The organism is uncultured Veillonella sp., assembly GCF_963543145.1.
GTDB lineage: Bacteria > Bacillota > Negativicutes > Veillonellales > Veillonellaceae > Veillonella.
Genome location: NZ_CAUTZP010000006.1, coordinates 82,643 through 104,005 on the forward strand (window position 1 = coordinate 82,643; position 21,363 = coordinate 104,005).

The window sequence follows — 21,363 nt, forward strand, 5'->3', positions numbered from 1 at the left end:
TTGGGTTTAATTATTGTTTTATAATTAGCGTTTATACTGACTGTTAAAGGATTAAAAATTGCATAGGTCGTTTAGGTTCTCTGCCATTGTAGGATGTGTGAAGATTTGATTTTTGAAGTATGTATATGGAATGTTGTTATCCATAGCCATTTTAATTAAATTAATCAATTCTTCTGCGCTTTGGGAATAGAGTGTAGCACCAAGGATTAAATCGTTATCTGCATCTACTACGATTTTAAAAGCACCTTTTAAATAGTCGTTTACATGGGCTCTTGGCATGGTAGCTACGAGCATTTCTTTAGTTTTAACAGTATATCCTTTGCTGATAGCATCCTCTTCTGTGAGCCCTACACGAGCTAGTGGCGGTGTTAAGAAGGTTGTGTAAGGGATATTTTTACGATCTTTTAATGTGTATTGGCCATTACCTGTAAGAGCACCAAATACAATGCGGAAGTCATCGAGAGAAATATATGTAAATTGAGGACCACCGTTTACATCGCCTACTGCATATACGCCAGGAACGGAGCTTTCACACGTATCAGTAACAATGATAGCACCGCGTTCGTTAGTAGCGATGTCCGTATGTTCTAAACCGATGTTAGCTGTATTTGGTTTGCGACCTGTAGCATATAAAACGGCATCAAACGAATAGTTATGACCATTGGCAGTAATAACAGGTGTGTTGCCATCATTAGATACGGAGTTTAATCTTACATCATTAAGAATAGTAATACCTTGCTCAGCCAAGTACTCGTTAGCTAATTCTTGTATAATCGGTTCCTCTCGTTTTAAGATGCTAGATTCAATATTAAACACTGTTACCTTTGTACCTAGTTTAGCGTAGAGGCTGGCAAATTCAAGGCCAATAGGGCCAGCACCGATGACGCCTAGGGAATTTGGTTGAGGGGATAATTGTTGAATTTCTGTGCTGTTATAGAAGCCTGTTGCTGTGTCGATGCCATCAATGTTAGGTTTAATCGCTACAGCACCAGTGTTAATAATAATTGTTTCACCACATAAGACGATTTTATCTTCCCCAGCTGTAACGACGATTTCTTTATTACTAATGAATTCACCATGTCCAGTATATACATCAACATGTTCATTTGTGTCTAACATACCGAAGTTTTTATTGCGTAAACGAGATGTAACTACGTCGCGTTGGTTTAACACTTGATCGTAAGATAAGCCTTTTGATGCGGCTATAATCATCGTTTTAGTTGGGATACAAGCGATATTAATACATGTGCCACCATACATAAGTGGATTTTCTTCAATCATAGCTACAGATTTGCCCATAGAGCCAAATTTAGCTGCTAATGTTTTACCGGCTTTGCCGAAACCTAAGACGATAAGGTCATATTGTTTGGTATTCATACAATACCTCCTGTTTTTATATTGAAAATATTAGATATTTATATTATAGCACTTTATTGCAGATATAAAAGTAAAAAATAAAAATTATTATCAATTATAGTGTTTGAAATCTGATATAGTAATATTGGCAGCTGATTAATACTTCTATTTAGCGGATGGAATCAGATGTTAGTTGTAATATAAGAATTAAAAGATGTGTTAAGTATTTCTACTTGACACATTTTTTTTTATACTGTAACATATGTAAAGTAATATGACTTGACAGTGATGGAGGTGGCGAAATGGAAGAACGAGTACTTATCAGTTTGCTCTTAGATTTCTATGGGCCATTATTGACGGATAAGCAACGCATGTCCTTACAACTTCACCACGAAGACGATATGTCCCTTGGCGAGATTGCTGAGGAATTAGGCGTATCACGGCAGGCTGTACACGATAATCTGCAGCGTGCACGACACATTTTAAATGATTACGAATCAAAGTTGCACTTGGTAGAGCAATATGAACAACGTGAAGGACTGCTTTCACAGTTGAAAGAAACCTTACCTAAAGAGGTTCTAGCTGAAACTAAGGTTCAACAAGTATTGGCGCAAATGGAGGGATATTATGGCATTTGATAGCTTGTCAGAAAAACTGCAAGAAGCCTTTCAATCCTTGAAGGGAAAGGGCAAAATTACTGAAGATGATGTCAATCTTGCGTTGCGTCAAGTACGTACTGCATTATTAGAGGCGGACGTTAACTTTATGGTAGCTAAGGACTTTGTAAAGTCCATCAAGGAAAAGGCCCTCGGTGAAGAGGTATTCGGTTCTTTGAATCCTGCGCAAACGGTTATTAAAATCGTAAATGATGAGTTAACAGCTTTGTTGGGTGGTACACAAAGTCGTATCATGATTTCTAGTAAGCCACCAACGATTATTATGCTCGTTGGTTTACAAGGTGCTGGTAAAACTACAACAGCTGGTAAATTGGCCGTATACCTTCGTAAGCAAGGTAAGCATCCAATGCTCGTAGCTGCCGACGTATATCGTCCCGCTGCGATTACTCAACTGCAAGTTGTAGGCAAGCAAATCGATATTCCCGTATTTGCGGATGAAACACCTGGTGCAAATCCAGTAGACATTGCCCGTCGCGCGGTAGAGCAAAGCACGCATATGTTGAAAGATGTTGTTATCATCGATACAGCTGGTCGCTTGGCGATAGATGAAGTCCTCATGGACGAGTTATCTAATATTAAATCTGCTGTTAGACCTCATGAAATTCTACTCGTTGTAGACTCCATGATCGGTCAAGATGCGGTAACAACAGCACAAACGTTTAATGAAAAATTAGGCGTTGACGGTGTTATTCTTACTAAACTCGATGGTGATGCGCGCGGTGGTGCTGCATTATCCATTAAAGCTGTAACAGGCTTGCCAATCAAGTTCACTGGTGTGAGCGAAAAAATGGATGGTTTCGATGTATTCTATCCAGACCGAATGGCTTCTCGTATTCTCGACTTGGGCGACTTTAAAACATTAATCGAAAATGTACAAGGCGCTATCGATGAAGAAGAAGCTCGTGAAATGGCTAAGAAAATGGCGAAAAACAATTTCACCTTGGATGATTTCTTGAAACAGATGAACCAAGTGAGAAAGTTAGGGCCATTACAAAATATTATTGGTATGTTGCCAGGCATGGGACAAATTAAGGATCAATTGAAAGACCTTGATTTGAACAGTAAAGAGGTGCGCCGCATTGAGGCCATCATTACATCCATGACGGCAGCAGAGCGAGAAAATCCAAGTATTCTTAATGGTTCTCGCCGCAAGCGTATTGCATTAGGTTCTGGTACTCAAGTACAAGATGTAAATCGCTTGTTGAAACAATTTGAGGAAGCGCGGAAGATGATGAAGCGCATGCAAAGTTTACGTGGCGGTAAGGGCGGCTTCCCTGGAATGCCTAAATTACCGTTTATGTAATACATGGGCAGGGGCGCTGAACCTGTCCATTTACATCAGTATAAGGAGGTGAATTTCACATGTTAAAAATTCGTTTGACTCGTTTAGGTGCTAAAAAAGCTCCTTTCTACCGTATCGTTGTTGCTGACGCACGTGCTCCACGTGAAGGTCGTCCTGTTGACACTATTGGTCAATATGATGCTACTAAACAACCAGCTATCGTTAATGTAGACGAAGAAAAAGCTTTGGCTTGGTTAGCTAAAGGTGCTCAGCCTACTGACACTGTTCGCTCCTTGTTCAAAAAACAAGGCGTTATGCAAAAATTTGCTGACGCTAAAAAGTAATTAATAGAGAGGCATACTGTGATGATAGAATTAATTTCATTAATTGCGAAATCATTAGTGAAGCAGCCTGATGCCGTATCTGTTACCATGGTCCAAAAGGGAAATATGGAAGTTTACGAACTTCACGTAGCCCCAGAGGATATGGGCAAAGTCATCGGAAAGCAAGGACGAATTGCGAAGGCGATTCGCGCTGTGGTGAAAGCGGCGGCTATTAAAGAGAACAAAAAGATATCTGTTGATATTGTCTAAAAGGGAGTATTCCAATGGAAGAAATGACATTACGTGTCCCTGTAGCAGTAAAAGCAAAAGTAACAGAAGACTTGAAAGCAAAAATTGTGTCTGATCTTGAGACTCGCCTAGATATGGTGAATAAAGATTTGGAAGCAATTGAGTTCCAAGCCCAACGTATTTTGGCTGATGCAGCTAAAGTTGATGCAACAAGTCTTACTGCTATTCGTCAACAAATTGACGAAGAGAAAAATAAACGCTTGGCTTTCAAAGAAGAAGTAACAGCTAAATTGAAAGACGCTCAAAGCTTGTCCTTAGGAACTGAAATTCCTCAAGGTACATTAGAGCAAACAGTTACCGTTAAAATCGGGGATGATTTGGATGCCATGATGGGCGCTGAAATCCTATTAGAAGACGGTAAAATCGTTGCGTTTCGTCAATAATGAAGCATAACGATTTCATCACAATAGGTGTTATCATCGCCCCGCACGGCGTGCGGGGTGATCTTCGTATTATGCCTCAAACCGATTTTCCGGAACGGTTTATGCATATGGATGCCTGTTACATCGATGGTAAAGAATACCACGTTGCATCCGCACGATTTCATAAACAATTTGTACTGGCATCCTTTAAAGAAATTCCTGATCGTAACACGGCTGAATTATTTAGTAAAAAAGCAATTCAAGTTCGTCGTGAAGATTTAGTAGAATTGGCAGAAGGTCGCTACTACATCTTTGATATCATTGGTCTTGAAGTACAAGATACAAAGGGCAATGTGCTTGGCACAGTAACTGATGTATTGCAACCTGGTGCTAATGATGTCTATGTGGTTTCCAAAGATGGGGAACCAGATCAATTATTTGCTGCCATTGAAGAGGTCGTTAAAGACATCGATGTGGAAAATAAATTGATGATCGTAGATCCGCCTGAATGGATATAATCCTTTAGGCGGTTTTATTTTATCTACATATAGGTATATTATGGTAAAAGTTATATAATATAGCTATATATAGATAATGCTAATGAGTTTATGTGAGTTAATAAGTACAGAGGACGGTCTATGCGTATCGATATCGTATCTTTATTTCCTGAGTTTTTTGATGCTTTTTTTAGTCATTCCATCATAAAACGGGCTATCGAAGCGGAACGCTTATCTATGGGCGTAACTAACCCTCGGGACTTTAGTCATAATAAACATGGTCAAGTTGATGATACGCCGTATGGGGGCGGTGCAGGTATGCTTATGATGGCACCTCCTATTTTTGAGGCTGTAGAATCTGTTATTGCTCAATATGATAGCAATATTAATAGTGCCTATACCACAGATGAAATATGTGATGAAATGAGCCTTATTGGTAATCCTAGTGAAAGTATACGACGTCGTGTTATTTTTATGGGGCCTGCAGGTCAACCTTTTACACAAGAAAAAGCACGTGAACTAGCGACGTACGATCAAATAGTTCTCATTTGTGGTCATTATGAAGGCGTTGATTATCGTGTAGAGGAACATTTAGTAGATGAAACTATTTCTATTGGCGACTACGTATTAACTGGTGGTGAATTGCCCGCTATGGTTGTGGCCGATGCAGTAGCTCGTATGATTCCCGGTGTATTAGGCGCAGCTAGTGGGGCCCAAGAGGATTCCTTTTATGAGCCTTTATTAGAATGTCCTCAATATACAAAGCCACCAGAATTCAGAGGGTGGGCTGTTCCTGATGTATTGCGTAGCGGTCATCACAAAAATATTGCTACGTGGCGACAAAAGGAAGCCTTGAAGCGGACACGATTATTGCGGCCTGATTTATTGGAAAGACCTTTAACAAAAGAAGAAGTTAAACTTTTAAAAGAGATTATTGCTGAAGAGTCTGAAAGAGATACAGGTGAAGTATGAAAGCTTTAGTATTAGGTGCTACTGGTGCAGTAGGTCGCCATATTGTAGAATCATTGATTGACAATCATGAAATTCAAGAAGTTCATGTATTTGTACGTCGTCAAGTTACGTATACATCTCCAAAGGTAACCGTTCATATCGTTAATTTTGATGAACCTCGTGAATGGGCACACTTAGTAACAGGGGATATTTTATTCTCTGCTATGGGCACAAACCGTAAACAAGCAGGCTCTAAAGAAGCGCAATGGACAGTCGATTATACCTACCAGTACGAAATGGCTCGCATTGCAGCACAAAATGGAGTAAAAAAATATGGATTGGTGTCCTCTTTAGGGGCGAATCCAAAATCGAAATTCTTTTATATGTCCATGAAAGGGCAATTGGAAGAGGTCATCTTAGAGCTTCCATTTGAAGCGATTGTTATTGCTCGTCCAGCTACCTTGATTCGAGAAGAACCTAAATTGGTAGAGCGTATTAGTTGTGCTGTATTTGGGGTCATCAATAAAGCACGTATATTGATGAGTCAAGAGCCTGTAAAAACTGCTGATGTAGCTAATGTTCTTGTAACAGCTACTATGGGGCAACAATATGGTATTTCTATTATTGAAAATGAAACGATTCATGAACGTGCAGGTTACTTTAAAGCTTAATTTCATTAAATCCCGTTTAGGAGAGAGAGTAGTTTAGACCTGTATATAGGTTATTACTACTCTAACGAGGTTGTTTATGGAGTTTAATTGTTACGATGTCCTTGAGGTTCAGGGCAGCCGTTATGTAATAACTGAAAAAATTAAATATAATGAGATTATTCCAAAAGCTGATCAGGAACAAGCCTATAAGGCTAAGCCGTCTATGCAAAAGTCTCCTGGTGACTATTGGCATGAATATGGTCTAGAGGCTGTTGAGGGAATAGATAAGATCTGGCTTACCATTGAGTACAATGATAATCAGTGGTGCACTGTATCTAGAACATCCTATCGTAAGCGTGCACCGAAAGGCTTTACATTACATCAAATCGGTTTGGAAAAGGTGGTAGCCGTAGATGGTGATAGTGGCGCCTCTGTGGGTGATCGAGCTGGGTATAAGGAATATCAATTACCTTGTGAAGGCGGCGCTAGTGTATTCTTTGAAGAGAATTGGTTCAAAGGGGAGGAAATGTTTGCCGAAGGCTCTCGAGTACAGTTGGTGAATATTAAACTTTGTAATGATGCAGCTGCTAATGCTATTCGTAAAAAGAAACGTAATCAACGCCTGAAAGAACGACTAGAAGGAATTGCTATGGCCCTTGGATGCGGCGCATTATTTATGATGTGCCTTGTTAGTTGGGATTCTGACATTACTTGGCATGGCGTACGTGGTACCTTTGGCTTCCCTTATACTGCAAAGGAGCATATGCATGATACATCCGTCTATTATACAAAGACAGATTCGGATAATGAATATGTATATACTTCTAGTTTAGACCCTGTTAGTACAGCATTAGATTTAATTGATTCTTTAGACGGGGATATTAAAAATGAAGGTGAGAGCTTACAAGAAGGTCGTGAAGTCATTGTATTTTATGATGCTAAGTCTGCCTATATTATCACTAACGTAGATGGCCAAACCCTCGTTAAGGTATGTGAACCAGGAAAGTTGACGCCAGAGGAACAGGAGCTCATTAATAGTATAATGCGAAAGACACATGTACTTGATTCCTATGCCTATATGGTTCGCCAGAAAGATAGCGGGGGACGCGATAAATTCCTTAAGGTAGACAATCTTAATGAAGCCGACAAGGCTTATATGTTTAACTGATGACTATGAATATAAAGGGACTATATTAGGAGGTTTATCATGATCTTTATTCCTGATGTATTATTGACGATTTTTTATGCCTGTTTTGGAATTTTCTTAATGTTAACGGCCAACACTGTTATTGATTTCTTTGTACCTGGTAAATTTAGTGAAGAGATTAAACGTGGTAACTGTGCTGTAGCATGGCTATCGGCAGGTTCCTTTATCGGTATTGGTGAAATATTGCGCGCTGTTATCATGTCTCCTGTAGTTACGACAGCAGATACTTCTTTATTGCACGGTGTAGTAGCAAGTATTGTTTATGCTGTTCTTGGTATTGTACTATTCGTAACAGGTTATATGTTTATTAATTTATGGCATCGTAAATATAATTTATCTGAAGAGATTATGCGTGGTAATACAGCTGCTGGTATCCTCGTATTTGGTATCTTTGTAGGGCTTGCTCTCGTTGTTAGTGGTGCTGTGCACTAAGGGAGTGTCCTATGTATAAGCCAAGTAAGAAAACCATATACATCACGGGGGCCTTTGTCGCTGTGGCGGGCATCGTTGGTGTATCTTCATACTGGAATGACATCGCTTATGCCGTATGTGATAAAATCTACCCGGAAGCAAATGACGGAGAAGTTCGATTAAAGGATAATCAAGGAAATCGTTACTCCTTATTGAATCATGGGGACGGTAAAGAAACAGCGTTGTTTGATGATAACCGATCCGTTACCTTTCACCGAGAAAAGGATGGCAGTTTAGTGTGGGATGCTGGTTTAGCCAGCCTTTTGCCAAGTATTGCAGCAGGTTACTATATTTTTCATGGCTTTAATCCGCCTACAGCCCGTATGGATGGACGAACTATGACCTATCGCGTGGCTGCCCCATTAAAACCGTATGAGGAGCCTTCTGTTTATACAGCATCAGGTTCAAATGTGCGTACTTCTTTGGGGAGACGGACTTATCAAGACTATGAGAAACGAAGAAGCCAAAAAGCCTCATCTATAGGTCAAAAATCTGGCTTTGGTAGTGTTGGTGCACGTTCTGGTGGCTCATGATGGGAGGCGATACTATGCAATCCTATATTGATGAGTTAGATACGGGCATACTGCCTTTTGTAGATTATGAAGGATACGACGATCGATATCCTGCTCTTTCTATTCAATCCTTTCCTGCTGAATTCTACGATGAAATACGACATGCATCGCGCATGTTATTTCAGATATTTTGTAAAGCTGCCAAGGTCTTTCAGCAGGCACCTGATGAGTTTGCCCTCAATATGGATATGCCGGAAAATCTGATTCCTTATCTTCACCGAGAAAATCCGTTAGGCCTACCTACATGGCTGTCTCGCTTTGATTTTGTTCTCGATACACAGGGGCGATTACGCATGGTAGAAATTAATGCGGATACCCCCTGTTTTTTGATTGAAAGCTATTATGCTAATGAGATCGGCGCGCGTTATTTCGATAAAGATCATCCTAATGCAGGTGCTAGGGATGAGCTAGAACGTTTTTTGAAACGTGTTTATGAACGCACTTCTGTGGAAAATAGTAAATATAATACGGTAAAAAGTGGTGGACCTAATCCCTTTGTATTTGCTTGCTTTCATGATTATTTAGAAGATTTAGGAACTACTAAGTTTTTAATGAATACGATGAACTCCGCTTGTCCTGAAGCGGATGTACGATTTTTATCATTTTATGACATGGTCATTGATGATGAAGGGATTTTACTTCCTGATGGTAGCCATGCATCAAACCTGTATCGTTTGCATCCCATGGAATTGTTGATCGATGAGACGACGGCAACAGGGGAACCGTTAGGTGAAATGTTCTTAGATTTATATAATGAGGGGCGTTTTAATTTATTTAATCCTCCAGAAGCAATCATCTTACAGAATAAGTCATTTATGTCCTTGGTGTATGCCTTATATTTGACTAATCAATTTTTTACAAGTCCTGAGCGAGATATTATTGAACGTTATTTGACTCCGTCCTATTTTGAAAGTGATTTTCCTAACCTCGATGAGGGCCTTTATATTCAAAAGGAAATCTGGGGCCGTGAGGGACGTAATATACAAGTCGTAGAAAAACATGGCGCTCAAGCAAAGGTCTTTATGGAAAAGTTTGTAGATAATTATGATGACATTATTTGTCGTGATAGTAAGAAGGTTATGTACCAAGATTTTATTAAACAAAAACGGTTTATTCACACCGTAGATAGTGGTACAAAAGAAGGGTGCTTGACGCTGTCTTGCTTTATGCTTGGGGACCAAGCCTCTGCTGTGGGAGCCCGTTTTTCTCCTGAAGAAATTGCTGGTACAGAAGCCTATTTTCTACCTTTAGTTATTGATTAATAACTATGTAGGATATATGTAGGTTAATTAATGGTGCATACCCTATAGGGTGAGGAACATAAAGCTGTAAGGCTAGTATTACTATTGGTTATATTTGTTGTTAGGTTATAGGAGATATAAGGCATTGGCTAACTTATATATTGGACTTGTTCATTATCCGATTATGAACAAGCATAAAGAGGTCATTACGACGGCCATTACCAATTATGATATTCACGATATTGCAAGAGCATCTATTACGTATGATGTGTCTAAATATTTTGTTATTCATAATATACCTGCTCAACGAGAATTAGCAGCTACTATTATGGAACATTGGAAATCTGGCTTTGGTTCTACCTATAATCCGGACCGAAAAGATGCTTTTACCGGTGTAGAACTAGTGAACTCTATTGCTGTAGCCGTAAGAACGATCGAAGGCATTGAGGGAACAAAACCTATTGTGGCCACCACAGATGCTCGGACCTATGATAATACAATTTCCTATGCACGGATGCGTGAACATCTTGAAAATGAAGGGCGCCCTGTGTTAGTATTATTTGGTACCGGTTATGGTATGACAAAAGAAACGATGGAAAGCTTTGACTATATTTTAGAACCTATATATGGTCACGGTGAATACAATCACTTATCTGTGCGCAGTGCTGTATCGATTATCCTTGATCGATTGCGGGGCGAAGCATGGTGGAATAAATAGGAGGCGTCTATGTCAGGACATTCTAAATGGGCAAATATTAAACATAAAAAAGGTAAAACTGATGCACTAAAAGCTAAAATGGCTACGAAAATCGGTCGTGAAATTACCGTCGCAGCACGCATGGGTGGTGCAGATCCAACTGGTAATATGCGTTTGAAATTGGCTTTACAAAAAGCTCGTGAAAATAATATTCCTAAGGATAATATTCAACGTGCTATCGATAAAGGTATCGGTGCTACGGATATGAACGCATACGAAGAAATCGTATACGAAGGTTATGGTCCTGCAGGTGTTGCTGTTACTGTTGAGGTTATGACGGATAATCGTAACCGTGCGGCCGCAGATGTACGTCATGCGTTCTCTAAACAAGGTGGTAATCTTGGTGAAAGCGGTTGCGTAGGCTGGATGTTCAAATCTAAAGGCGTATTCGTTATCGATAAAGAAGGTCATGACGAAGACGAATTGACTATGCTAGCTCTTGAAGCTGGTGCAGAAGATCTTAAGTCAGAAGATGATGTATTTGAAATATATACTACTCCTGAAGATTATGATGCTGTAGAAGCAGCTCTTGCTGATGCGGGAATTGAAACAGAAGTAGCTAAAATTACAATGATTCCAGATACAACAATTGAATTGACTGGTGATGATGCTGTAAAAATGCAAAAAATGCTAGATGTATTGGATGATCTTGATGATGTACAAAACGTATATCACAACGGTATTTTGCCAGACGACGAAGAATAATAAAAAGGAGCACTCGGAGGGGTGCTCCTTTTCTATTGCTAGATGATGTTAGAATTTTTTGTAAAAGTTAATAAAACTAATAGACTTCTTATAAAATTTTATGCCGAAATTCATGAATTTCGATGTGGTATTGTGTTATAATAAAATAGATTATGTAACAGAGGTAGGCGACAGCTTATCTCATTTTTAAACTAAGGGGGTTGAGGTGCGAATTATAGGTATTGACCCAGGTACGGCTATATGCGGATATGGCATTATTGACGTGAAGGGTAGTAAATTAACACCGGTAGCCTATGGGGCTATTACAACTCCTAAGGAATTAACTGATTCACAGCGATTGGAAATTTTATTTAATGACCTAAGTGATATTCTAGAGGAATTTAAGCCTGATAAGTTTGGCGTAGAGGAATTGTTCTTTAATCGTAATGTAACGACGGCGATTAAGGTGGGACAAGCGCGTGGCGTTATTTTATTGGCTGCAGAGCAACAACGAATTCCTATCTATGAATACACGCCCTTACAAATTAAGCAAGCTGTTACAGGTTATGGGAAGGCTGATAAGAATCAGGTTATTTATATGACTATGAATATTTTGGGGATTCGTGAGAAAATTAAGCCTGATGATACGGCAGATGCATTGGCTGTTGCTATCTGTACGGCTCATAGTTCTCACAATGATAGATTGAAGAGGTTGGTATAATGATAGGGTATGTACGGGGTATCGTAACACATCTCTTTAAAGAGTCTTGTTACGTAGATGTACATGGCGTAGGGTATCGCGTATATGTGCCGACCACTACGCGTCAACAATTGATCGAAGGCCATGAGGCAACGTTATTCACGTATCTCAACGTGCGTGAAGATGCGATGCAACTCTATGGCTTTTGGACGGAAGAAGAATATGAATTATTTATTCTACTCATTTCTGTTTCCGGTATAGGGCCTAAGGTGGGGTTAGGTATTTTGTCTAGCATGACACCGGAGGCTTTCAAATTAGCAGTAATCAATGGCCAAGTCCAGCAATTGACTAAATTGCCTGGCATTGGCAAGAAGTCTGCAGAGCGACTTGTTCTTGAATTAAAGGATAAGTTAGCTAAAATGACACATATCTCTACGGAGTCACCGGCGGCGATTCAGACAATTGGTGTTACTGCTAGTGGCGCTGCCGGAGAGGCTATTGAAGCTCTTGTATCATTAGGATACTCTGAGCGGGATGTGGCTGATATTGTGGACTCTTTAGATGATGGTAAACGCGATGTATCTGAGTTGATTAAGGTCAGCTTGATTGAGCTTGGGAAAGGACGATAAGGATGAACGAAGAAGTACGCCTTGTCGGAAATGGCGAGCATGAAGAGGATATATGGCAATATAGTCTACGTCCTAAATTCTTTAATGAATACGTAGGTCAACAGGAAGCCAAAGGTAATCTAAATGTGTATATTCAGGCGGCTAAGCAACGTGGTGAAGCATTGGATCACGTTTTGCTGTATGGTCCACCAGGCCTTGGCAAGACTACACTAGCAGGTATAATTGCGAACGAATTGGGTGTTAACTTTCGTATAACCTCTGGTCCTGCCATTGAAAAGTCTGGGGACTTGGCTGCGATTCTAACGAATTTAGATGATCACGATGTACTATTTATCGATGAAATTCATCGCTTGTCTCGTAGCGTAGAGGAAGTATTGTACTCTGCTATGGAGGACTATGCTATCGATATTATCATCGGTAAGGGGCCAAGTGCTCGAACGGTGCGCATTGACTTGCCAAAGTTTACTTTGGTCGGTGCCACTACACGAGCTGGAGCTTTAGCGGCACCGTTGAGGGACCGCTTTGGTATTATTAATCGGTTAGAATATTATAAACAGCCGGAATTAGAGTTTATTGTGACTCGAGCCGCAGAAATACTCAATATTGGAATTGAGCCAACTGGGGCTAGCGAAATAGCGCGTCGTTCAAGGGGAACACCGCGTATCGCAAATCGTCTACTTAAACGGGTACGTGATTTTGCACAAGTCATAGGTGATGGGGTTATCACGCAAAGTATTGCAGATGATGCGTTACAACGTTTATACATAGACAAAGAAGGACTTGATCGAATCGATCGACGTGTGTTGGAGTGTATTATTGAAAAGTATGATGGTGGTCCAGTAGGTATTGATACTATTGCGGCGGCTATCAGCGAAGAGAGAGATACCATCGAAGATGTGTATGAACCATATTTGATGCAATTAGGATTTTTAGGACGCACACCACGTGGGAGGGTGGCTACTAAGCTTGCCTATGAGCATTTAGGTATTTCACAGACAGGGAAATGACAATGAAAACGAAACGATTACAATTGATGATAATGGCAACATTGTTTTTAGGTGTAAATATTGGTGGTGCTTCTGTAGCACAGGGGGCTACATTGCAGAATAAAAATGTAGTAGTCGCTAAAAAGCCTACACTGAAATCAACAGTATCTAGTACAAATGTATCGAAAGTAACTACGACGAAGAAATCTAGCTTTCGTCCTCTGGTAACGAAACCAGCTGCAAAGCCTATAGCGAAAACGACTTCTAAGTCTGCTGCTACACCTACTGTAGCAAAATCTAGTGCTAAGCCGGTAAGTATGGCGAAGCCTAGTACTGCGGCAAAGACAAGTACTGTGGCAAAGCCGACAACGACTGTTAAAACAAGTAGTGCAGCAAAGCCTACAACAACTGTTAAAACAGTTAGCACTGCTAAATCAACAGCAACTGCAAAACCTACAGGTACGGCTCCGAAGCCAGTTGCTAAAACTGCTCCGAAGCCAGTTGCTAAACCTGTAGCTACGGGTGCTAAACCAACAGCTCAAAAGACAGCTGCTCCAAAAAAAACTACTCCTAAAGTAGTAAAAACAACGGATGCTGATAGTATTCAAGCTAATACAGCTGTGATTACTCGTAATAAAGTAGGTTCTGTGATGACACCTGCTACAGAGCGAATTGAACATGTGCCTAATGTACGTGTTCTATTAGGTAGCCGTAGTTCTGATGCTACTGTTACATCTACAGCTAATATGGTGGTGTTGAATAGTGGCAATAGTCAAGTTAGTACGATAAGTGCTAATCGCGGCACGTCAATTGGTGTTCGAGGTGGTAAAATCGCTGTCAATGGCAAGGCTATTGATACAGTAGTTACATTGAAACCGACTAGTAGTGATGCACCATTCTTGTTTGAAGGCAAAGGTTATCGTGGTGGTCTTACATTACGCGCTAATAACGGTACAATGATGGTTATCAATTCTGTACCGCTTGAAGACTATTTATACGGCGTTGTGCCACAAGAGGTAGTACCATCTTGGCCTGCAGCTGCCTTAGAGGCTCAAGCTGTTGCAGCTCGTACGTATGCTCTTCATACGATGGAACAAAATAAAGGCAAATTGTATGATGTGAGTACGTCTACAGATCATCAAGTATATAATGGTGTCAGTGGTGAAACGCAAGCTACTACGAATGCAGTTAATAAAACAAAGGGGATGGTTATGCTATATAATCAACGTCCTATTAATGCTTTATTTCATTCGGATGGCGGTGGCTATACAGAGGATAGCGTGAATGTATGGGGTAGTGATGTACCATACTTGAAAGGGGTAAAGGATTTTAGTACTGGCACATCTACATCAAATTGGACTGTTACAACTTCTCGCCAGGCTCTTGAAAGTAAGCTTAATGCAGCAAGTAAAGGGGTCGGCAAATTGAAGAGTATTCAATTGACTCCGCTTGGCAAACCTGGTCAACAAACATCTGACCGAGGTGTGTCTGGACGTATTAAAAGTGCTACTTTCATAGGCACTTCTGGGAAGACGACGGTAGATGGCGATTCCTTGCGTAGTATTTTAGGTTTAAAATCTACACTATTTGATTTCTATGTAAATCACAACCCTGCTAAAGGCACGGGTAAGGCATATCATAACTTTACGGGCAATAATGATACTGTTTATATTAAAGGCCACGGTTGGGGACATGGTCTTGGTATGTCTCAATGGGGCGCTGCAGAAATGGCTAAGCGCGCAACTCCAGGGGATGCTAATTATTACCAAACTATTTTACGTCACTACTATAGTGGCATTACATTGAAGAAAATGTACTAATAAGGATTGCGATGAAAGTTACAGATTTTGATTATGAATTGCCAGAGGAACTGATTGCTCAGCACCCCGTAGAGCCTCGTGATACAGCGCGACTCTTAACCTTGGATAAGGTAACGGGTGAAGTGGTGCATAAAGAGCATTTTTACGATTTGCTAGAAGAACTCCACGAAGGTGATGTTCTCGTATTTAATAATACGAAGGTTATACCTGCGAGATTATATGGCCATCGTCAAGGCTCTGGCGGCAAGGTTGAGGTATTACTCCTAACGCCATGTGGTGAAAACCGATGGGAATGCCTTGTCAAACCTGGTAAAAAATGTCCTGTTGGTCAAGTCATAGAGTTTGACGATCGCTTAAGTGGAACCGTAATAGATAAGACTGAATTTGGAGGTCGTATTATTGAATTCACTTGCAATGGTGTATTTGATGATGTGATACAAGAAATTGGTGAAATGCCATTACCTCCATATATTCATGAAAAGTTAGAAGATAAAGATCGTTATCAAACGGTATATGCTAAGGAGAAAGGTTCTGCCGCGGCTCCAACTGCAGGGCTTCACTTTACACCAGAGCTTTTAGAAAAAATAAAAGCTAAAGGCGTAGAGCTTGAGTTTGTAACCTTACACGTTGGGTTAGGTACCTTTAGACCTGTATCGGCAGAGACTATTGAGGATCACGAAATGCATAGTGAGTTCTTCGTAGTGTCACAAGATACAGCAGACCGTATTAACGGGGCTAAACAAAAAGGCTCTCGCATTATTGCGGTGGGCACTACATCGGTACGTACTCTTGAATCGGCTACTAATGATGAAGGGGTATTGCAAGGGATTAGTGGGACCACACAAATCTTTATCTATCCTGGCTACAAATTTAAGATGATTGATGCGTTGGTAACGAATTTCCACTTGCCTCAATCTACATTATTAATGTTAATTAGCGCATTGGCGGGTCGCGAACATTGTTTAGCGGCCTATGAAGAGGCTGTAAAAGAGCGGTATCGTTTCTTTAGCTTTGGCGATGCTATGTTTATTCGTTAGGAGGGACCATGGCGAGTATTACTTATGAATTACAAAAAACATGTCCTCATACGGGGGCACGGGCAGGTTTACTGCATACGCCACATGGCACCTTCCAAACACCTATGTTTATGCCTGTAGGTACACAAGCTACAGTTAAAACTATGACGCCAGAGGAATTAAAGGCGATGGGGTCTCAAGTTATTTTGAGCAATACATACCATTTATTCCTTCGGCCTGGTCCTGAACTAATAGAAGAAGCCGGTGGGTTACATAAATTTATGAACTGGGATCAAGCCATATTGACTGATAGCGGTGGATTCCAAGTCTTCAGTTTAGGTGATATGCGTAAAATCACTGAGGAAGGTGTAACCTTTAGATCTCATATCGATGGTTCTAAACAGTTCCTATCTCCAGAGGTGGCTACCAAGGTACAAGAGCAATTAGGTTCTGATATTGCGATGGCCTTTGATGAATGCATTCCCTATCCTGCAGATCACGATTATGTAAAGCGCTCTACAGCGCGTACGACCCGTTGGGCTCATCGTTGCCAAGAGGCTCGTAAAGCTCATGACCGTCAAGGTATGTTTGGTATCGTTCAAGGTGGCATGTACAAGGACTTACGCAAACAAAGTGCGGAAGAGCTAGTAGCCATGGATTTTGAAGGCTATAGTATAGGTGGTTTATCTGTAGGTGAGCCGCATGATTTGATGAATGAAGTTCTCGAGTATACTACACCACTATTGCCAACAAATAAAGCTCGCTATTTGATGGGGGTTGGCACTGCAGATTGTCTCGTAGAAGGCGTGGCACGTGGTATAGACATGTTCGACTGCGTATATCCAACTCGTGTTGCTCGAAATGGTATGGCCATGACTTGGAATGGTCGCCTTAATATTCGAAATGCTCAGTTTGCACATGATTGGGGCCCTTTGGAAGAAAGCTGCCAATGCTATACATGTAAAAATTATTCTCGCGCTTACATTCGCCATTTATATAAGGCGGAAGAAATATTAGCATTGCGTCTCGTAACGTATCATAACCTTTACTTTTTGTTAGAATTTATGCGTCAAATGCGACAAGCAATCTTAGAAGATCGGTTCCCTCAATTTAGAATGCAATTTTGGGATAGCTTCAAAAAATAATAATTAAGTCTAGTCAAATCTATGTTAGGTGGCTATACTAGAAAAGAAATACATATTTATTAAACTAGGAGGATAACATGGAAGATATTTTACAAGTGCTGCAAACTAGCTGGCCTATTTTATTAATGGTGGTAATCTTTTATTTCTTGTTGTGGCGTCCACAAAAGAAACAACAAAAAGAACGGGCTGACTTGTTAGGTAGCTTGAAAAAAGGTCAAAAAATCGTTACTATTGGCGGTATTTATGGCGAGATCGTAGAACTTGATGATGAAAAAGTAAAAGTTCAAGTATCTGAAAAGGTTGAGTTAACCTTTGCTCGTACTGCAGTGGCTAACGTACTTTCCAAGAAAAATAAGGAAGAAAAATAATGAATACAAAGGAAGCAGTGCGAAGGGCATGCAAGTCCCAGCGCGCTGCTTTATCCGTTGCTGATTGTAATACATGGACGACTCTATTGACAGAGCAGATTGTCAATTGTCCTGAATATATATCGGCAAATACCATTATGGCCTATTTGGCGATGCCCAAAGAGGCTAATTTAGATGATGTGATTCGTCATGCTTTAGAACATGGTAAATCTGTATACGTTCCAGTATGTACTGATAAGACGACTATGATTGCAGTTTGTCTCAAGTCTCTAGAATCTATCACTCGGGGTGTGTTAAATATACGCATTCCCTCTGAGCCATACGAGGTTATTAATCCATATGACTTGGATTTGATTTTAGTGCCTGGTGCTGGCTTTGACCGTCAAGGTGGTCGCATGGGGATGGGGAATGGGTATTATGATCGATTTCTCAAGGAACTTTCACCAAGTACATTTATGGGCGTATGTTGGTCTGTACAATTGTGGGATACACCAATACCTATGGATGTATTGGACCAACGGATGAGCAAAATTGTGACAGAGCAAGGCGTCATACATTGCGTATAGTAGAAGGGAGAAACTATTTTGAACGGTAAAGCTATTATCAAGTTTTTAGTAGTCATTGCTGTCATCATTGGTACCTTTGCGTATTGTATTGAACCTTTAGCAGGTTCATTGAAACAAGGCCTTGATTTACAAGGTGGTACGCATATCGTATTGGAAGCAGAGGATTCTGCAACTGGTAAAGCTGACAATGATGCAGTGGAACGGGCGAAGCAAATCTTAGAGCGTCGTATTAATGAAATGGGTTTATCTGAACCATTAGTACAACGTGAAGGTGCTCGTCGTATTATCATCGAATTGCCAGGTGTAAAAGATCCTGACGAAGCGATTAAACGTATCGGTAAAACAGCGGTGTTGGAATTTAAAAATGACCAAGGCCAAACTGTTATGACTGGTGAGGACTTAAAAGATGCGAAAGAAGAATTAGGTCAAAACAAACAACCACTTGTTGCAATTGAATTAACCGATGAAGGGACTAAAAAGTTTGCTGACTTGACTTCAAAAAATATCGGCCGTCGTATTGCAATTACATTAGACGGCCAAGAATTGACTAATCCTGTAGTACAGCAAGCGATTACAGGTGGTAGAGCGACTATCTCTGGTAGCCAAAGCTTAGAAGAAGCTAGAGACTTAGCTATCTTGTTACGTTCTGGTGCATTGCCTGTTAAAATCAATGTATTAGAGGTGCGTACAGTAGGTCCTTCTCTAGGTCAAGACTCCAAAGACAAATCCGTAGTAGCTTTCAGTGCTGGTATTGCGATGATCATGATTTTTTTAGTTGTTTTATATCGCTTATCTGGTATCGTGGCTAATATTGCGTTACTTGTATATGTTATGCTCTTATTGCTCGTATTGGGCAAAGGTTTTAATGCCACAATGACATTGCCAGGTATTGCTGGTATCATCTTGTCCATGGGTGTAGCGGTAGATGCGAACATCCTTATCTTTGAACGTTTCAAAGAAGAGGTATTCTCTGGTAAATCTATGCGGGTAGCCATGGAAGCTGGTTTTAGCCGTGCGTTGGCAACTATTACAGATGCGAACGTATCTGTTATCATCACGGCTGGTATCTTAACTGTTTTAGGTTCTGGCCCTGTAAAAGGCTTTGCTATCAGCTTAGGTGTGGGCGTAGTAGTAAGTATGTTTACAGCAATTATTGTAAGCCGTTTCTTATTACGTATGTTAATTGAATGTAATTTTACAAACCATCCATTCTGGTTTGGTGCGAATATTTCTCCAAGCACAAGTGCTGACGCATTTGCACCAAAAGTATTGAAAGGAGGTAAACGCAAATGACATTAAACGTAGTTAAACATCATCGTTGGTGGTTTGCAATTTCCTCCATCCTTGTAATCATTAGCTTAATATCGATATTCACGAAAGGCTTTAACTTTGGTATCGACTACACAGGTGGTACGATTGTTGAAGTAGTATTTGAACAACCTGTAGAGGTTAGCCAAGTTCGTGATGTTTTGAAAGAATACAATCTTGAAAATGCACAAATTCAGCTTTCTGGTGATACTACAGGCGATACATCTGGTAATGATGTAATGATTCGTACTCGTAATCTTGAATCTAGTGAAAGCGCTGCCGTTGTTGAGTCTTTGACTAAAAATATTGGTCAAAATACTGTTAAGCGTATTGAAACAGTAGGTGCTGTTATCGGTTCTGAAGTAACAGAACATGCGTTAATAAACCTTCTCGTTGCATTCTTGGCATTAGCGATTTATATTTCTTATCGATTTGAATATAAAGTAGCTATCTCTGCCTTGATTGCGATTTTTCATGATTTGATTATGGTACTTGGTGTATTCTCTTATTTCCAATTGGAAATTGATGCATCCTTTTTGGCAGCTATATTGACCGTTGTAGGTTATTCTATGAATGAGTCTGTAGTTATCTTTGACCGCATTCGTGAAAATACACATACCCATAAACGTTCTGATACATTTGCAGACCTTGCAAATGCCTCTATTGCACAAAGTATTCATCGTAGCTTCTATACATTGGCAACTGTTATGTTTGCCTGCGTATCTCTTTATGTGTTTGGTGGGGATACAACGAAGAACTTTGCACTTTGTATGATCATCGGCTTTGCTAGTGGTGCGTACTCCTCTATCTGTGTAGCCACATCCATATGGGTTATCTGGAAGAGCCGTAACAAAAACGACGTACGTAATCAACAATAATATATGAATTGCTTTTGCTATAATAATGGTGAAAGTATTGAACCTCTCTAGCATACAATGTAGAGAGGTTCTTTTTATTCTACGGAACATGGTGAAAGGGAAAAGAGAATACAAATTTCTTAAGTTTCGATATAAGTGTCGGTGCCAGTAATGTAATACTTGTATTACTAGCAAGTACATTAGGATATCTATACCTTTATATTCTTACAGCTTTAGTTAGGGTAGCAATTAGAGAAAGTTAGTTAAAAATAAAATGAACTAAGGTGATTGAAAAAAGGGTGTCATACAATTGAAAACCTGAATTAATAAGGAATTAAGGCAAGCTTATGATTTGTTGTGGTGAATTTAAAATGAAATTGTAAAAACAAAGGTTTTATGTGTTGACGTTTCTCTTATTTGTGCTATACTTATACAAGTCGTTAGGACACAGCGCAAACGATGAGTATAAAAAACTTCTGAAAAAGTTTTTGAAAAGTACTTGACGGAATAAGCTGGACTTGATAGAATAATCAAGTCGCCAGTTGATGAAACACTTCGGAAGAAGATGGTAGAAACTGGTACAGATCTTTGAAAACTGAACAATGATAGGTAATCAATCATATGATTGA

At 40.1% G+C, this 21,363-nt stretch carries 25 protein-coding genes; 24 read left to right on the forward strand and 1 reads right to left on the reverse strand.

From position 1 onward, the window contains the following. Positions 1-51: 51 nt before the first annotated feature. On the reverse strand, positions 52-1,377 hold the full coding sequence (locus RWZ05_RS04285; protein WP_314642446.1) for an FAD-containing oxidoreductase: 1,326 nt from the start codon (positions 1,375-1,377) through the stop codon (positions 52-54). A gap of 281 nt (positions 1,378-1,658) precedes the next feature. Between RWZ05_RS04285 and ylxM the strand changes: the two genes are divergently transcribed. The 24 genes from ylxM to secF all read left to right on the forward strand — a co-directional run bounded on the left by ylxM (position 1,659) and on the right by secF (position 20,755). Beyond that, positions 1,659-1,994 carry a YlxM family DNA-binding protein gene (gene ylxM / locus RWZ05_RS04290; protein ID WP_105086219.1) on the forward strand — a complete coding sequence of 112 codons (336 nt, stop codon included), beginning with the start codon at positions 1,659-1,661 and terminating at the stop codon, positions 1,992-1,994. Beyond that, positions 1,984-3,336, forward strand: a complete 1,353-nt coding sequence (gene ffh, locus RWZ05_RS04295; RefSeq protein WP_314642447.1) for a signal recognition particle protein — start codon at positions 1,984-1,986, stop codon at positions 3,334-3,336. Before ylxM ends, ffh begins: the two co-directional genes overlap by 11 nt. A gap of 59 nt (positions 3,337-3,395) precedes the next feature. Beyond that, on the forward strand, positions 3,396-3,659 hold the full coding sequence (rpsP, locus tag RWZ05_RS04300; RefSeq protein WP_004695565.1) for a 30S ribosomal protein S16: 264 nt from the start codon (positions 3,396-3,398) through the stop codon (positions 3,657-3,659). 21 nt (positions 3,660-3,680) lie between these two features. Then, positions 3,681-3,908, forward strand: a complete 228-nt coding sequence (locus RWZ05_RS04305) for a KH domain-containing protein (RefSeq protein WP_009352618.1) — start codon at positions 3,681-3,683, stop codon at positions 3,906-3,908. Positions 3,909-3,922: 14 nt separating this feature from the next. Continuing rightward, positions 3,923-4,330 carry a YlqD family protein gene (locus RWZ05_RS04310; protein ID WP_314642451.1) on the forward strand — a complete coding sequence of 136 codons (408 nt, stop codon included), beginning with the start codon at positions 3,923-3,925 and terminating at the stop codon, positions 4,328-4,330. Beyond that, positions 4,330-4,827, forward strand: coding sequence for a ribosome maturation factor RimM (gene rimM / locus RWZ05_RS04315; RefSeq protein ID WP_314642453.1), 498 nt, complete (start codon positions 4,330-4,332; stop codon positions 4,825-4,827). Before RWZ05_RS04310 ends, rimM begins: the two co-directional genes overlap by 1 nt. Before the next feature lie 120 nt (positions 4,828-4,947). Beyond that, complete coding sequence (gene trmD / locus RWZ05_RS04320; protein ID WP_314642455.1) at positions 4,948-5,778, forward strand: tRNA (guanosine(37)-N1)-methyltransferase TrmD; 831 nt, start codon at positions 4,948-4,950, stop codon at positions 5,776-5,778. Continuing rightward, a complete protein-coding gene (locus RWZ05_RS04325) occupies positions 5,775-6,428 on the forward strand; it encodes an NAD(P)H-binding protein (RefSeq protein WP_314642456.1) in 654 nt (217 codons plus the stop codon). The genes trmD and RWZ05_RS04325 overlap by 4 nt, the downstream gene beginning before the upstream one ends. 76 nt (positions 6,429-6,504) lie before the next feature. Then, on the forward strand, positions 6,505-7,575 hold the full coding sequence (locus RWZ05_RS04330) for a hypothetical protein (protein WP_314642458.1): 1,071 nt from the start codon (positions 6,505-6,507) through the stop codon (positions 7,573-7,575). Between the two features lie 39 nt (positions 7,576-7,614). After that, entirely contained in the window at positions 7,615-8,046 is a 432-nt protein-coding gene (locus RWZ05_RS04335) for a DUF350 domain-containing protein (protein WP_314642461.1), read from the forward strand. A gap of 11 nt (positions 8,047-8,057) precedes the next feature. Further along, positions 8,058-8,618: a hypothetical protein gene (locus RWZ05_RS04340; protein ID WP_314642464.1), complete on the forward strand. Its 561-nt coding sequence runs from the start codon at positions 8,058-8,060 to the stop codon at positions 8,616-8,618. Between the two features lie 14 nt (positions 8,619-8,632). Then, positions 8,633-9,919, forward strand: coding sequence for a glutathionylspermidine synthase family protein (locus RWZ05_RS04345; RefSeq protein ID WP_314642467.1), 1,287 nt, complete (start codon positions 8,633-8,635; stop codon positions 9,917-9,919). 124 nt (positions 9,920-10,043) lie between these two features. Next, a complete protein-coding gene (locus RWZ05_RS04350) occupies positions 10,044-10,616 on the forward strand; it encodes an RNA methyltransferase (RefSeq protein ID WP_314642469.1) in 573 nt (190 codons plus the stop codon). 9 nt (positions 10,617-10,625) lie between these two features. Next, positions 10,626-11,360, forward strand: a complete 735-nt coding sequence (locus tag RWZ05_RS04355; protein WP_314642472.1) for a YebC/PmpR family DNA-binding transcriptional regulator — start codon at positions 10,626-10,628, stop codon at positions 11,358-11,360. 205 nt (positions 11,361-11,565) lie between these two features. Beyond that, positions 11,566-12,060 (forward strand): crossover junction endodeoxyribonuclease RuvC, encoded by a 495-nt coding sequence (gene ruvC, locus RWZ05_RS04360; RefSeq protein WP_005387349.1) that lies wholly within the window; start codon positions 11,566-11,568, stop codon positions 12,058-12,060. Continuing rightward, positions 12,060-12,668: a Holliday junction branch migration protein RuvA gene (ruvA, locus tag RWZ05_RS04365; RefSeq protein ID WP_314642474.1), complete on the forward strand. Its 609-nt coding sequence runs from the start codon at positions 12,060-12,062 to the stop codon at positions 12,666-12,668. Before ruvC ends, ruvA begins: the two co-directional genes overlap by 1 nt. 2 nt (positions 12,669-12,670) lie before the next feature. Beyond that, a complete protein-coding gene (gene ruvB, locus RWZ05_RS04370; protein WP_314642476.1) occupies positions 12,671-13,675 on the forward strand; it encodes a Holliday junction branch migration DNA helicase RuvB in 1,005 nt (334 codons plus the stop codon). 2 nt (positions 13,676-13,677) lie between these two features. Further along, on the forward strand, positions 13,678-15,474 hold the full coding sequence (locus RWZ05_RS04375; RefSeq protein ID WP_314642479.1) for a SpoIID/LytB domain-containing protein: 1,797 nt from the start codon (positions 13,678-13,680) through the stop codon (positions 15,472-15,474). An 11-nt stretch (positions 15,475-15,485) separates the two neighbouring features. Continuing rightward, positions 15,486-16,511, forward strand: a complete 1,026-nt coding sequence (gene queA / locus RWZ05_RS04380) for a tRNA preQ1(34) S-adenosylmethionine ribosyltransferase-isomerase QueA (protein ID WP_314642482.1) — start codon at positions 15,486-15,488, stop codon at positions 16,509-16,511. 8 nt (positions 16,512-16,519) lie between these two features. Then, on the forward strand, positions 16,520-17,635 hold the full coding sequence (gene tgt / locus RWZ05_RS04385) for a tRNA guanosine(34) transglycosylase Tgt (RefSeq protein WP_314642485.1): 1,116 nt from the start codon (positions 16,520-16,522) through the stop codon (positions 17,633-17,635). A gap of 77 nt (positions 17,636-17,712) precedes the next feature. Beyond that, the gene (yajC, locus tag RWZ05_RS04390; RefSeq protein WP_314642487.1) at positions 17,713-18,003 is read left to right on the forward strand and encodes a preprotein translocase subunit YajC; all 291 of its coding nucleotides are present in this window, start codon (positions 17,713-17,715) and stop codon (positions 18,001-18,003) included. After that, entirely contained in the window at positions 18,003-18,569 is a 567-nt protein-coding gene (locus RWZ05_RS04395) for a 5-formyltetrahydrofolate cyclo-ligase (RefSeq protein ID WP_314642489.1), read from the forward strand. The genes yajC and RWZ05_RS04395 overlap by 1 nt, the downstream gene beginning before the upstream one ends. Before the next feature lie 18 nt (positions 18,570-18,587). Further along, positions 18,588-19,862: a protein translocase subunit SecD gene (secD, locus tag RWZ05_RS04400; protein ID WP_314642492.1), complete on the forward strand. Its 1,275-nt coding sequence runs from the start codon at positions 18,588-18,590 to the stop codon at positions 19,860-19,862. Continuing rightward, positions 19,859-20,755 carry a protein translocase subunit SecF gene (gene secF, locus RWZ05_RS04405; protein WP_314642493.1) on the forward strand — a complete coding sequence of 299 codons (897 nt, stop codon included), beginning with the start codon at positions 19,859-19,861 and terminating at the stop codon, positions 20,753-20,755. The genes secD and secF overlap by 4 nt, the downstream gene beginning before the upstream one ends. The last annotated feature ends 608 nt before the right edge of the window (positions 20,756-21,363 follow it).